The organism is Psychromonas sp. KJ10-2, assembly GCF_047323255.1.
In the GTDB taxonomy this organism is placed as follows: Bacteria; Pseudomonadota; Gammaproteobacteria; order Enterobacterales; family Psychromonadaceae; genus Psychromonas.
In genome coordinates this window covers 1,327,202-1,340,155 of sequence record NZ_CP178827.1, presented here as the reverse complement: position 1 = coordinate 1,340,155, position 12,954 = coordinate 1,327,202, and the positions used below count along the sequence as shown (strand labels likewise).

The window sequence follows — 12,954 nt, the reverse complement described above, 5'->3', positions numbered from 1 at the left end:
AAACAGTGCGTAAACCGGCTAAAGCACCACTTAAACATCGTATTCTAAAAGCAATATGGTCATTTACTTGGAAAGCGACATTGGCGTTTATTGCTTTTATCGTAATAGCAGGTATCTACTTTGATAAAAAAGTGGAGAACCGTCTTGATGGTTCAACATGGGATCTACCTGCCACACTTTACGCTCGTCCATTATTGTTAAAAGTTAATGAGCCCTTAACGCAAACAGCACTCGTTAGCGAACTGAAATTACTAAATTATCGCGCAGTACAAAGGATTCAAAGTGCAGGGCAATTTGCTGTGAATGGTAACCAGGTTACTATTTATCGACGTGCTTTTGATTTTCCAGATCGCTCTGAAGCTGCTGCAATTGTGAATGTCTCTTTTGACGGTAACCGCATCGCAAGCTTGACTCAACGACAGGGAACCATTGCTGAATTTCGTTTAGACCCTTTGTTATTGGACAGACTAAATAGCAAACAGATACAAGATCGGGTGTTTGTGCCGTTTCAGAAAATTCCAGATCTGTTAATTAATACCCTGATCTTAATGGAAGACCGTGATTTCTATCATCATCAAGGTGTCTCTCCCTTTGCCATTTTGCGTGCTTTTATGGTTAATATGAAAGCTGGGCGCACTGTGCAAGGTGGCAGTACTTTAACGCAACAGTTAGCTAAAAACCTGTTCCTTTCTCAAGAGCGTAGTTTATGGCGTAAGTTTCAAGAAGCCTATATCGCTGTCCTGATCGACCATAAATACAGTAAAGATAAAATATTGGAGTCGTACTTAAATGAAGTTTATCTTGCGCAAAATGGGGCAACAGGCGTGTACGGTGTTGGCTTAGCCAGCGATTATTATTTTGCACGTCCCATTGATGAATTACGTGTTGAACAGGTGGCTTTGCTGGTGGCTATTATTAAAGGGCCATCTTATTACAATCCAAGACGTAATCCGAAACGTGCATTATCTCGTCGGGACTTAGTCTTACGTTTGATGCTTGAGCATAACTATATTAATACTGCTCAGTACCGTATTGCGGTTAATAGCCCTTTAAATTTAAGTGGTGCAAAGGCATTAAATAATCGCGCAAACCCAGCTTTTGTTAGTTTATTAAATCGTGAGTTAGTGAGCAATGTCCCCGCTAATATCCGTAAGCAGAGTGGTTTATCTATCTTTACCTCGATTTCGCCTTTAGCACAAAAGAATGCGGAAATAGCCATTCAAACGGGTATCAAAAAAGTCCAGAAAAAAGGACAAGATGATTTGCAAGGGGCGATGGTGGTCACTGACCGTGAATATGCGGAAGTGCGTGCGCTGGTATCGGGTAAGGATGTTAAATTTAGTGGTTTCAATCGAGCTTTAGATGCTCGTCGTCCCATTGGCTCTTTAGTCAAACCGCCAGTGTACTTAACCGCGTTAGATAATGGCTATAGTTTAACTGATACTTTAAATGATAAAGAGATTGTGCTCAAAAACAGTACCGGGCAACGTTGGCGACCAAAGAATTACGATCGTAAATTCCGTGGACAAGTGACTGTAGAGCAAGCCTTAGTAAGCTCTTTAAATGTACCCACGGTTAACTTGGGCATGCAAATTGGCTTAAGTAATGTCATTGATAGCTTACATGCCATGGGCGTAGAACAAAAAATTAAAGCTTACCCATCTTTAGTGTTGGGCAGTTTATCGCTTTCACCCTTTGAAGTGGCACAAATGTATCAACCGATTGGCATGCGAGGTGTGTATAAACCATTGACGATGATCCGTACTATTGTCTCTAGTGATGGCATTCCTTTATATCAGCGTAGCCCTGCAGCGCGACAAATATTTTCAAGTACTGCGGTCAATCAGCTATCCAGTGCGTTACATAAGGTCACCACGGAGGGGACTGCGCGTAGCTTACGTTGGCGTAACCCAGGGCAAAATTTCGCAGGTAAAACCGGCACCACCAATAATCTTAACGATAGCTGGTTTGTGGGCTTTGACCAAGATGAAGTCGTGACCACTTGGGTAGGTAAAGACAACAATAAAAGTGCAGAGCTAACCGGCAGTAGTGGCGCGTTAGTTTTATTCTCAGGTTATATGAAACAAAAGGTAGGACAGTAAGGTGCAAAAGTTAACCTCTATTACACAATTTGAAGAGTTGAAAGCAGCCTTTATGGCAAATAAAAGCTGGGATGCACAGTACCGTTTGATTATACAGTTAGGGAAGGTATTAGCGCCTTTCCCTGAACAGATGAAACTAGCGTCTAACCAAGTAAGAGGATGTGAAAGCACTGCTTGGTTAATCTGTACTGAAAATAACGGACTTTATACCTTCACCATGGAGAGTGAGGCGCGGATAGTCAGAGGATTAATGCAAATAGTGGCAATCATCTTTAATAATAAAAGTGCACAAGAGATAGCTTTAATCGATTGTGATGAACTATTTGCTGAATTAGGGTTACTAAACCATTTAAGCCCTTCTCGAAGTAATGGTTTATTTTCCATTATTAACACCATTAAAGGAGTTAACTCTATTGATTAACACACGCTATATCCCTTTATTAAGTTTATTGTTACCTTTTTCTGGTAGTGTTGTTGCAGCCTCTGAAAGTAATGCTCAACAGGAGAGTATTATGATCCCTGAAATACAACAACCCGCGCCTAACCAACGTTATACCTATGATGTATTTTATAAAGGTTTATCAATTGGCCAGATGAAACAAGCGTACCATTGGACGGGTGATCAAGTGGTAGTGGAGTCCGATGCTGACTTTTCTTTTTACTCTTCTCTTTGGTGGTAATCAGCAGTCTGATATTTACTGGAGCGAGCAAGAGAAACGCTTTTTAAGTAGCGCTTTTTTCCGTGAAAGCAGTGGTTTTAGCACGGTGAATATGACCGCAAATTTTGATGCGACGGGTCGTAACTCAGTCATCAACAATAATGGCGAACGCACCGAGTATAGTAATCCTGAAGGTCCGATTGTTGATTTTAATACGATCAATCTACAAATTAGTACTGGGTTAAAGTTTGGAGAAACTGATTTTGAGTTTTATATGCAAACCTCCGATGATATTGCCCACTACTTCTTTGAGCTAAAAGGCAAGGAGACAATTAAAACCAAGTTTGGTGAGCTAGAAGCTTACCGAGTACAGCAAGTTAGGAAGAAAGACCGTACCTTTATCGCTTGGTTTGCACCTCTGTTTAATCATCAGATGGTTAAATTTGAATATCAACGAAAAGTTTTAGATATCAGTGGCGAGCTAGTAGATTACAGTACTGAGTTTTAAACCGATTATTTTTATTATGCGTCATGTCATGGATTCAACTTTGAACACAGAAAAAGCACAAAAAACAGCAAAACCGACTTTACACCCTCGTAACTTGCACCAAGGGCAATATGACTTTGTCAGTTTAATGAAAGCCTGTCCTGAACTTCAACCTCATGTGATCACTAATCCAAGAGGGGAGTTAAGTATTAACTTCAGTGATCCTCAATCGGTTTTGTTATTAAATAAAGCATTATTAGCCTACTTTTACGATATTACCTTTTGGCAAATCCCTGAGGGGTATTTATGCCCACCAATTCCAGGAAGAGTCGATTACCTGCATTATATTGCTGACCTGTTAAGTGAGAGCTTTCAAGGTGAAGTGCCAACCGGCTCTAAGATAAAAGGTTTAGATATTGGTTGTGGTGCTAATTGTATTTATCCTATCTTAGGCAGTCGCAGTTACGATTGGTCTTTTATCGGGGCAGATATTGATTCACTGGCAGTAAAAACAGCTTCATTATTGGTTAAAGCAAATCACAATATCAGTAAAAAAATAAGCATACGTCAGCAAAAGAATAAACAACATATTTTAACTGGAATGGTAAAACCCTCAGATCGTTTTGCTTTTACACTGTGTAACCCGCCTTTTCATGCTTCCATGGAAGCCGCTGCGGCAGGTAGCCAACTTAAACAAAAGAACTTGAGTAAAAAGGCGGTGAATACACTTGATAAAGCCAAGTCTGAACTGAATTTTGCAGGTAAAGCCCACGAATTAAGTTGTGCTGGTGGTGAAATTGCCTTTGTAAAACAGATGGTCACTGAAAGTGCGACGCTGCAGGAGCAGGTATGTTGGTTTACTTGTTTATTATCTAAAGGTGAAAACGTAGCGCCAATTAAGAAGCTATTAAAGCAGTGTGGTGCAGATCAGGTCAAAGTGGTGGAGATGGCACAGGGTCATAAAATCAGCCGTTTTATCGCTTGGAGCTTTTTAAGTGAGCAGAAACGACTGGCATTTTTTGGATAAGGTTGAAATTTTAGTATTCGTTATTCAAAAGAAATACCCATAAAAAAACCGAGCTATAATAGCTCGGTTTTTTTGATTGGCTCAGTCACCTTTTGATTAAAAGTTATTTTTCGCCAATTGGTAGGATAGTGCGACCGTATTGTTCGTTGATCACTTCAGCCATCGCTAAGTAGATTGCACTGAAACCACAAATAAGACCTTCAAAACCTGCGATACGACCAATTAGTTCATTACCTGTGAAATCACGGATAGCTAATAGGAAGAACAATACTGTTAAGCTAGCAAAAATGAACTGTAATACACGGTTACCACGTAGCGTACCGATAAACATAAAGCCAGTGAAAATACCCCACATAACTAGGTACCATGCCATGAATGCATGTGGTGTTGCTTGTGTTGGACCACCTTCTAAACCAAGTTCTGGAAATAGTAATAACACCACTAAGCTGATCCAGAAAAAACCGTATGAAGTAAATGCCGTTAAACCAAAAGTGTTACCTTTTTTGAATTCTAAAATCCCTGCTATAACCTGTGCTGCACCACCGTAGCATAAGCCCATTGCAAGAATCATTGCGCTGATTGGAAAGAAACCTGCATTGTGTATGTTTAACAGTACAGTTGTCATGCCAAATCCCATTAGACCTAGCGGAGCGGGATTAGCGTAATTAGTTGATTGTGACACGTCATTTACCTTTTTGTATTATTTAATAGAGTTGAGATCGCGCGCACGATACCATGTGTTCAAATTTTGTAAAGAAAATCCGGAAAAATTGATGTTTTGCTTTGTTTTTAATCAATTTTAGCTAAAAAATATTAAAAGTGTGCTCTGTTGATTTATTTTTAAGGGGAAATAAAAATTATTTTATTGTACATTTTATCCCATTGGTGCAGAGTAGAAGATTGCGTTAATTTTATTAATCCATTCAACACACTAGGTACAATACATAATGAACCCGTTTAACCATGATGAAATATACTAATGACTGTACCTACTCTCTCAATTAAAAACCTGCACAAATCCTTTGCTGATAATCAAGTATTAAAAGGCGTAGATCTAGAAGCGCATAAAGGCGATGTAATCTCTATTTTAGGGGCATCAGGATCAGGTAAAAGTACTTTATTACGCTGCGTTAATTTATTAGAAACACCTACATCAGGCGATATCCTGGTTAACGGTGAGTTAATCGAAATGAAGCAGGATAAAAAACGCGGTGCAATACCTGCTTCAATTAAACAGGTTGAGCGTATCCGCAGCCGTTTAGCCATGGTGTTTCAAGGATTTAATCTTTGGTCACATTTATCTGTACTAGAGAATGTGATTGAAGCGCCTGTTCATGTATTAGGAGTACCGAAAAAAGAAGCTATTGTAAAAGCTGAAGCATTATTACAGCGCGTTGGCCTTTATGAACGTAAGGATTACTATCCTGAACAACTGTCTGGTGGACAACAACAACGTGTTGCTATTGCCCGTGCCTTAGCTGTTGAACCGGAAGTAATGTTATTTGATGAACCAACTTCGGCATTAGACCCAGAATTAGTAGGTGAAGTATTGACGGTAATGCGAGACCTAGCTGAAGAAGGCCGTACCATGCTGGTGGTAACACATGAAATGGCATTTGCTAGAGATGTATCGAATAAGGTTCTATTCTTACATCAAGGCCTAGTAGAAGAGCAAGGTAAGCCAGAAGATATCTTTACTAACCCAACTTCAGAACGTTTTAAACAGTTTATCTCAACTGTGTATTAGATTTACATGAGGCATTAAGCCTCGCATATTACTAAAGACAATCGTTTATCATAAAATAAGGAAATACCATGAAAAAAATTAGCCTATTAATCGCACTGTTTGCATTTGCATTCAATACTGCACACGCAAAAGAATGGAAACAGATCCGAATCGGTGTAGAAGGTGCATACCCTCCGTTCAGTAAAACAGAAGAAGACGGCAGTGTAACTGGTTTTGATATTGATATTGCTAATGCACTATGTGCAGAGTTAGAAGCAAAATGTACTTTAGTAAAACAAGATTGGGACGGCATTATTCCTGCACTTTTAGGTCGTAAATTTGATGCGATTATCGCCACAATGGATATTACTGAAGAGCGCCAAAAGAAAGTCGCTTTCACTAAAAAATATCAACATATTCCAGCACGTTTTGTTGCTAAAAAAGGGACTACTTACGAAGGTACTGAGGCATTCATGAGTGGTAAAAAAATTGGTGTGCAACGTGCAACAACAATGGACCTATACATTTCTGACAACTTCCCATCTGCTAAAATCAAACGTTACGGTTCTGCCGATGAAGCTTACTTAGATTTAAAAGCAGGTCGTGTTGATTATGTAATGGCTGACTCTGCAGCTATCGCTGACGGTCTATTAGCAAAAGAAGATGGTGATAAGTTTGAATTTGTTGGTCCTAAGTTAAATGATCCAAAATGGTTTGGTTACGGTGCAGGTATTGCAATTCGTAAGCAAGATACTGATTTAGCTGAGCAATTAAACCAAGCTATTGATGCTATCCGTGCTAACGGTACTTACAAGAAAATCCAAGATCAATACTTCACTTTCGATGTATACGGTCAAGAGTAATAGTGTTAATAGCTATTAACACATTGCGTTAAAAATAGAGAGGATGAGCAACCAGCTGTAATATCTTTGTCGGTTGAGTCATCCTTTTTTTATGTCAATCAAGTCGTTATCTTTGATATTGGCATTTATTAAAAAGAAGTTTATATGTTTTCTTTATACGGTTACCAAGACATTTTTATAGAAGGTGCATGGTTAACACTTCAAGTGGCTTTGCTGTCTTTAGTGCTGTCTGTTGCTTTAGGGTTATTAGCAGCATTAGCTAAATTATCTCATTCGACAGTCCTAAAAAGTATCGCAACGCTTTACACTACCATTATTCGTGGTATTCCTGATTTGATTCTGATGTTACTGATCTTCTTCGGTGGACAGTTGCTGATCAATGATATGAGTTACAACATCAATGAATGGTTAAATGAAACCATGACGGGGTATTACCCTGACCATGAATGGACCTCGTACCTACCTGACTATATTGATATAAGCCCTTACTTTGCAGGCATTGTGACCATAGGTTTTATCTTTGGTGCATATATGGCAGAGACTTTTCGTGGCGCGATTATATCGGTCAACAAAGGTCAGCTTGAAGCGGCTACCGCTTATGGCATGAACAAATACAAACGCTTTTCTCGTGTGATGTTTCCACAAATGATGCGTTATGCATTACCTGGTTTAGGTAATAACTGGTTAGTTTTATTAAAAACCACCGCACTGGTATCAATTATCGGTTTACAAGATATGGTGAAGATTGCTGGTGATGCTTCTGGTTCAACGCAGAAACCTTTTACTTTCTACCTAGTGGTTGCATTAATATTTTTATTTTATACCGCTGTTTCTACCTCTGTACTAAAGTGGGCAGAGCGTAAATATAGTATACAAACGAGATAGACATGGATTTTTCAATTATTCTTAATGAATACCCGTTTTATTTAGAAGGGTTATGGACAACCACTTGGTTAGTCACAGCCTCTTTATTGATAGGATTAGTGATTGCTATTCCAGCGGGAATTTTACGTAGTCATTCCAACTGGTTTATTAAAGGGCCTATTTGGGCTTATATGTACTTTTTCCGTGGTTCGCCATTGTTAGTGCAATTATTCCTTATCTATTATGGCGCAGCGCAGTTTGATTGGTTACGTCAAAGTTGGTTATGGTACTACTTTCAAGAAGCTTGGTTTTGTGCCTTATTAGCCTTTGCTTTAAATACTGGTGCTTACACGGCTGAGATTGTTCGTGGTGTGATCAGTACTATGCCAGTAGGTGAACTGGAAGCGGCGAAAGCTTATGGTATGAGCCGTTGGCAACGATTAAGACGTATCACTTTACCTAACTCTTTACGCCGTGCGTTACCAGCTTATAGTAATGAAATTATTTTTATGATCCACGGTAGTGCGATTGCTGGTGTGGTGACCATTGTTGATATCACTGGTGCCGCTCGTGTAGTTAATGCACGTTATTATGCTCCCTTTGAAGCTTATTTAGCCGCAGGTCTTTTATACATGTGTTTAACTTTCTCAGTTATTTACCTGTTTAAACTATGGGAAAAAAGTTACCAACATAATTAGCCCCTTATCTACTTTATGAGTGTGTTGGTGGCTAGCCATCACACTCATTTAATGACTTAACCTCAGTTATGGTTAATGGAAGCGAAACATCATATAAAATCAGATAGTTAAATCATGTAATAGACAATACTGCTAGTTGTGTGTAGTTCAAGGCGTAATTTAAGCCTTTCGACGATTGAGCAATCTATGGCATCGCTAAAACCTTTATTAATCACCTTAACTTATACCAATTGCATTAAATAAGAGCTCTAAATTTTGCACAGGTAAAATAGATCAGTTACTTATACCAATTGTATTAAATAACTGATCTAAATTTTGCGCCGGAAAAATGGCTTAGTTTGAGGCGTAAGTTGATGTAAATGGTTGTTCCCTTTACGAAACTTACAACGAAAAAATAAGTTGTTTTAACAAGTAAAATAGATCAGTTACTTACTATGATTGGTATTAGTGTGATTGGTATTAGTTTAATTTAGGCATAATTATCTGTAATGGTGTTTGAGATTAACTCTATTAATCTATCCCTCATATTATTTTTTGTGCCTGAGGCGCTGTGTACTTGAATGCCGATATGACCAATACTGGGAAGTTTTGTTTTGATCACTTGCAGGTGACTAGGTTTGCCAATGCGAGTCCTTGCTGTGATCCCGATCCCTGTATTGACCGCTGGCCAAATACCGCTAAGGCTCTGACTTTGATAAACAACTTCCCACTTGATTCCTTTGGCCTCTAAGGCCGCGATTGCTTTTTGTTTAAACAGACAATTTGGTTCAACCATCACTAATGGTAAGGGTTTGTTATTATCTAAAAAGTAGTTAAGTGGAAAGTCTGCACTACTGATCCATTGTATTTCTGTGTTGGCGACAAGTTGTGAATAAGCAGTCGTTTCATGTCCTTTCCAAGTTACTGATAAATCAAGCGAGGTATCCTTTGTAGAGGAGATCAAATTGGCATACCTGTCGATCATGGTATGTAAGTGAATGTTTTCATTGATACGGGTAAAGCGACCTAAGCATTCGGTAATAACCTGCTCTGCAAAATCTTCTTGTAGTCCCAATATTAAAGATCCTTGTAGCTCGATGCATCTGAGTGTTTCTAGTACTTCATCATTCAAAGCCAACATCTTTTTAGCGTAGTGTAAAAGGTGTTCTCCTTGTTCTGTGGGAAGCAAGTTTCTACCTTCTTTTTTTACCAGGGCTGAGTTTGTTTGTGCTTCTAATTTTTTTAAATGCGCACTTACCGCTGATGTCGACTTATGTTGATGTTGTGCAGCAAGTGTAAAGCTTTTCAACTCCATACCTAATACAAATGTCTTAAGAGCTTGCAAATCTAATACCGTATTTTTCATCTTCGCATAGTCCTGAATTATAGGATTGATTGAGTCGTTTTATTTGATTTTAAGTACTGTCTTTGTGTGTGATTATAGATATATGTTCAGAAAGAGGAAGCCAAAATGAATAAAGATTTATTAACACTTGCCCCAAAACTAAAAACACTCACTGATGATGTTTTATATCACGATATATGGGAGAGAAGGTTACTGAATAAACGAGAGAGAAGTATTGCCACATTGTCTGTGCTTATCTCACTGGGGCGATTTGAACAATTACCCCATCATATCAATTTAGCAAAGCAGCATAATGTTAATGAAGATGAGTTAATCGAACTCTTTACGCACTTAGCTTTTTATAGCGGCTGGCCCGCTGCAATGAGTGCACTTAAACAGCTTCGCGATAATCAATAATAACAGCACATAACATCAAGTAGAGGAAACAACAATGATAGCAATGCAGTATAAAATAGTACTACCGTCGGATTATCCAATGGCATTAATTGAAGATAGAATTGAGAAAAATGGCCATTTATTAAACGGTTATCCTGGGTTACTGTTTAAGGCTTTTTTATATTCTCGTAAAGATGCAGATAATTATGCTAATCCAGTTAATAGCTATGCACCATTTTATATATGGGAAGATCACCTCTCAATGTCAACATTTCTTAATAGCGATGGTTTTAAAGCGTTATGTGATCACTTTGGTCAACCGAATATTGAAATATGGTTTGTAGAGGGTGAGGCAATAAAACCAAATTCAGATGATTGTTTTGCTGTTATACAAAAGGGGAGCAAACTAGATTCTGATATCACTGCATTCAACTACACCGCTTGGGAACCGTTAAGTGTTAATTGGGCAAGTGAAGGGAATAAAGTGGTTTGTGCAGAACAGGAGGTTTACGCCATTGGTTATGTTGCACAGAAAGCGAGTTGAAATTCTAAACCTGTCACATTGCATAATTAAGTGATGGATTGGTTGTAGAATAATCAGTCCACAATGTTTGGTTAATATAATCGCTTTGCGCTTTGTAACATTGTTAAGTGGGTGTCTTTATATGGAAGTTAGTTTAGTAACCACTTTTGTAACGGTGGTATTTATGCATTTTATTGCGCTTATTAGTCCTGGACCTGACTTTATTATTCTAGTCAAAAGTGCAATAAAGAATGAAAAAGAAAAAGCGATAGGCGTCGCATTAGGTATATCAATAGCCAATGCCCTTTATATTGGATTATGCTTAGTGGGCGTCGGTGCAATATTAGCCAAATCATTCATTATTATGATGGTACTTAAGATCTTGGGTGGACTGTTTTTAATTTATTTAGGTGTTCGTGCGCTAAGTGCTCGAAAATCCGATTATCCTCATTTCTCGGAGCCTATACATAGCACTAACAGTGAGGCCCAATTTTATAAAGAGTTTGTCGTTGGTTTTATGTCTGGTGTGTTAAACCCTAAAAATATTTTGTTCTATTTAAGCTTATTTACCCTTGTATTGACGCCCGATATCTCCTTGGCCTTTAACATTATTCTGGGAGTTTGGATGACGTTATTGGTGTTTATTTGGGATGTAGGGGTTATTTATTGTTTATCTGGGAGCAAAGTAAGAAGCCAATTTATTAAACTCACTTATTATTTTGATAAAATAACCGGTGCTTTACTAGGTGGGCTAGGGGTGACTATTATTAAAGCTGCGCTACAAAAAATAGATTAAATTGCAATTGATACGGTAAAGACTCTTTTGGCTGCATTATTTTTCTGTCAGCTATGTGAAATTTTTCGGTTTATTAAATGATATTAAATACTTAATATCGAGAAACGAACTTTGGGCGGTGTTATGAGTCTTAGTCGTCTATTTTTAATTATCTTGTGACTATCTGTTATTTTATTGTACCCATTATTTTATAGAGATTTTTGTATAATAAATGTTGTCATATAACTGTTAACTTTGTTAATTAGTCTAGGGTTACTTAATTGGTAATGAGTGAGAGCAAATGAATCAATTTATACCGGCAAAAGGACTTTCCAACCAACATTTACAATCTATTCTTTCCAGTACTGGGCCGCGCAAATGGTTAGAAAAAGGCGTTGTTCAGGGTTACTCGCTAGTGCCCAAACAGAAATAATTACTACACCGCAAGGGGTTAAGTTACAGGGCACACTATCTAAAACCTCCGCAGACTGTAAAGGCCTTGCAATTATCTTGCATGGCTGGGAAGGCTGCACAGAATCTTTATATATGCTCTCTAATGGTCAAAAACTATTGGATGATGGGTATGATGTTTTTCGCTTAAATTTTCGTGATCACGGTGGAACGCAACATTTAAATAAAGAATTATTTAACTCTGTGAGGTTACTTGAAGTAGTTGAAGCCGTTAAGTACTTATGCGCTCAATATGGTGGTAAGCATAACTTACTCTGCGGTTACTCTTTAGGTGGCAACTTTTGTTTACGTGTGGCTAATTTAGCAAAAGAGTGTGGTTTGAAATTAGATCAAGCCATTGCTATTTGTCCTTTACTTGATCCGCCTACCACTATGAAAGTGTTAAATAATGGCTTTTCTATTTATCAGAAATACTTTGTTAAAAGGTGGAAAAGCTCTCTGGTGAAAAAACTAAAACATCATAAACACCTTAACTACGGCGATGCGTTACAGAAGCTGCATACCTTAGATGCGATGAACCAATTCTTTGTAACTGAGCATACTGAGTTCAGTAGTGCAGATGCATACCTGCGTGGATATTCCATACTAGGTGATGCGTTAAATAAGCTGAGTATTCCTAGTACTATTATCACCTCTTTAGATGACCCAATTATTCCTGCACATCAATTAAAGGACCTCATCTCCTCACCTTGGTTAAGCGTCGATTTACAGGAAAAGGGCGGACATTGCGCCTTTATTAAAAACTGGAAACTGGAAAGTTGGGTGTGTGACCGTGTTGTACATTATGCCAATGTACAATTTAATCAGCGCTTTATTTATAACAGTTAATGGCTGCTTTATTCACGGTTGTTTGCCTTTATTAATCCTCTCGCATATCTATGCTAGGGATTTTTTGTCATTAGCCTCTTTTGTATTTTTAAATTAAGTAGTTAAAAACAACATATTTTGTGTATAGAGTTTTTATGCCAATACTTTTGACCATTGGGTCGATCTAGATCTCACTTTAATCTCTGTTTACTTCTTACACTGACTTCACTTT

General features: G+C 38.1%; 15 protein-coding genes. 13 read left to right on the top strand and 2 right to left on the bottom strand.

Annotated features, from left to right (window positions below):
* Positions 1 to 5 precede the first annotated feature (5 nt).
* From mrcB to rlmF, 5 genes are read left to right on the top strand one after another with little or no spacing between them, the layout of a single operon-like run.
* Positions 6 to 2,102, top strand: a complete 2,097-nt coding sequence (mrcB, locus tag ACLKL2_RS06495) for a penicillin-binding protein 1B (protein ID WP_413693790.1) — start codon at positions 6 to 8, stop codon at positions 2,100 to 2,102.
* A 1-nt stretch (position 2,103) separates the two neighbouring features.
* Positions 2,104 to 2,523 carry a SufE family protein gene (locus tag ACLKL2_RS06490; RefSeq protein ID WP_413693789.1) on the top strand — a complete coding sequence of 140 codons (420 nt, stop codon included), beginning with the start codon at positions 2,104 to 2,106 and terminating at the stop codon, positions 2,521 to 2,523.
* A complete protein-coding gene (locus ACLKL2_RS06485; RefSeq protein WP_413693788.1) occupies positions 2,516 to 2,782 on the top strand; it encodes a hypothetical protein in 267 nt (88 codons plus the stop codon). The genes ACLKL2_RS06490 and ACLKL2_RS06485 overlap by 8 nt, the downstream gene beginning before the upstream one ends.
* Positions 2,745 to 3,269: a DUF3108 domain-containing protein gene (locus tag ACLKL2_RS06480; RefSeq protein ID WP_413693787.1), complete on the top strand. Its 525-nt coding sequence runs from the start codon at positions 2,745 to 2,747 to the stop codon at positions 3,267 to 3,269. Before ACLKL2_RS06485 ends, ACLKL2_RS06480 begins: the two co-directional genes overlap by 38 nt.
* Positions 3,270 to 3,309: 40 nt before the next feature.
* Positions 3,310 to 4,275 carry a 23S rRNA (adenine(1618)-N(6))-methyltransferase RlmF gene (gene rlmF, locus ACLKL2_RS06475; protein ID WP_413693786.1) on the top strand — a complete coding sequence of 322 codons (966 nt, stop codon included), beginning with the start codon at positions 3,310 to 3,312 and terminating at the stop codon, positions 4,273 to 4,275.
* A gap of 103 nt (positions 4,276 to 4,378) precedes the next feature.
* Here rlmF and ACLKL2_RS06470 read toward each other — a convergent pair whose 3' ends face one another.
* Positions 4,379 to 4,957 (bottom strand): acetate uptake transporter, encoded by a 579-nt coding sequence (locus ACLKL2_RS06470; RefSeq protein ID WP_413693785.1) that lies wholly within the window; start codon positions 4,955 to 4,957, stop codon positions 4,379 to 4,381.
* A gap of 297 nt (positions 4,958 to 5,254) precedes the next feature.
* Here ACLKL2_RS06470 and ACLKL2_RS06465 point away from each other — a divergent pair, with 297 nt between their 5' ends.
* The 4 genes from ACLKL2_RS06465 to ACLKL2_RS06450 all read left to right on the top strand — a co-directional run bounded on the left by ACLKL2_RS06465 (position 5,255) and on the right by ACLKL2_RS06450 (position 8,426).
* Positions 5,255 to 6,022: an ABC transporter ATP-binding protein gene (locus tag ACLKL2_RS06465; RefSeq protein ID WP_113819418.1), complete on the top strand. Its 768-nt coding sequence runs from the start codon at positions 5,255 to 5,257 to the stop codon at positions 6,020 to 6,022.
* Between the two features lie 68 nt (positions 6,023 to 6,090).
* Positions 6,091 to 6,864, top strand: coding sequence for an ABC transporter substrate-binding protein (locus ACLKL2_RS06460; protein ID WP_113819417.1), 774 nt, complete (start codon positions 6,091 to 6,093; stop codon positions 6,862 to 6,864).
* A 144-nt stretch (positions 6,865 to 7,008) separates the two neighbouring features.
* The gene (locus tag ACLKL2_RS06455; RefSeq protein WP_113819416.1) at positions 7,009 to 7,749 is read left to right on the top strand and encodes an ABC transporter permease; all 741 of its coding nucleotides are present in this window, start codon (positions 7,009 to 7,011) and stop codon (positions 7,747 to 7,749) included.
* Positions 7,750 to 7,751: 2 nt separating this feature from the next.
* Complete coding sequence (locus ACLKL2_RS06450) at positions 7,752 to 8,426, top strand: ABC transporter permease (RefSeq protein ID WP_413693784.1); 675 nt, start codon at positions 7,752 to 7,754, stop codon at positions 8,424 to 8,426.
* Between the two features lie 469 nt (positions 8,427 to 8,895).
* On the opposite strand, the gene ACLKL2_RS06445 is transcribed toward ACLKL2_RS06450, so the two are convergent.
* A complete protein-coding gene (locus tag ACLKL2_RS06445; protein WP_113819924.1) occupies positions 8,896 to 9,771 on the bottom strand; it encodes a LysR family transcriptional regulator in 876 nt (291 codons plus the stop codon).
* Positions 9,772 to 9,876: 105 nt separating this feature from the next.
* Here ACLKL2_RS06445 and ACLKL2_RS06440 point away from each other — a divergent pair, with 105 nt between their 5' ends.
* The 4 genes from ACLKL2_RS06440 to ACLKL2_RS06425 all read left to right on the top strand — a co-directional run bounded on the left by ACLKL2_RS06440 (position 9,877) and on the right by ACLKL2_RS06425 (position 12,743).
* The gene (locus ACLKL2_RS06440; RefSeq protein WP_413693783.1) at positions 9,877 to 10,167 is read left to right on the top strand and encodes a carboxymuconolactone decarboxylase family protein; all 291 of its coding nucleotides are present in this window, start codon (positions 9,877 to 9,879) and stop codon (positions 10,165 to 10,167) included.
* Positions 10,168 to 10,201: 34 nt separating this feature from the next.
* A complete protein-coding gene (locus ACLKL2_RS06435; RefSeq protein ID WP_413693782.1) occupies positions 10,202 to 10,690 on the top strand; it encodes a DUF4865 family protein in 489 nt (162 codons plus the stop codon).
* A gap of 121 nt (positions 10,691 to 10,811) precedes the next feature.
* A complete protein-coding gene (locus ACLKL2_RS06430) occupies positions 10,812 to 11,465 on the top strand; it encodes a LysE family transporter (protein ID WP_413693781.1) in 654 nt (217 codons plus the stop codon).
* A gap of 357 nt (positions 11,466 to 11,822) precedes the next feature.
* Positions 11,823 to 12,743 carry a YheT family hydrolase gene (locus tag ACLKL2_RS06425; protein WP_413693780.1) on the top strand — a complete coding sequence of 307 codons (921 nt, stop codon included), beginning with the start codon at positions 11,823 to 11,825 and terminating at the stop codon, positions 12,741 to 12,743.
* The last annotated feature ends 211 nt before the right edge of the window (positions 12,744 to 12,954 follow it).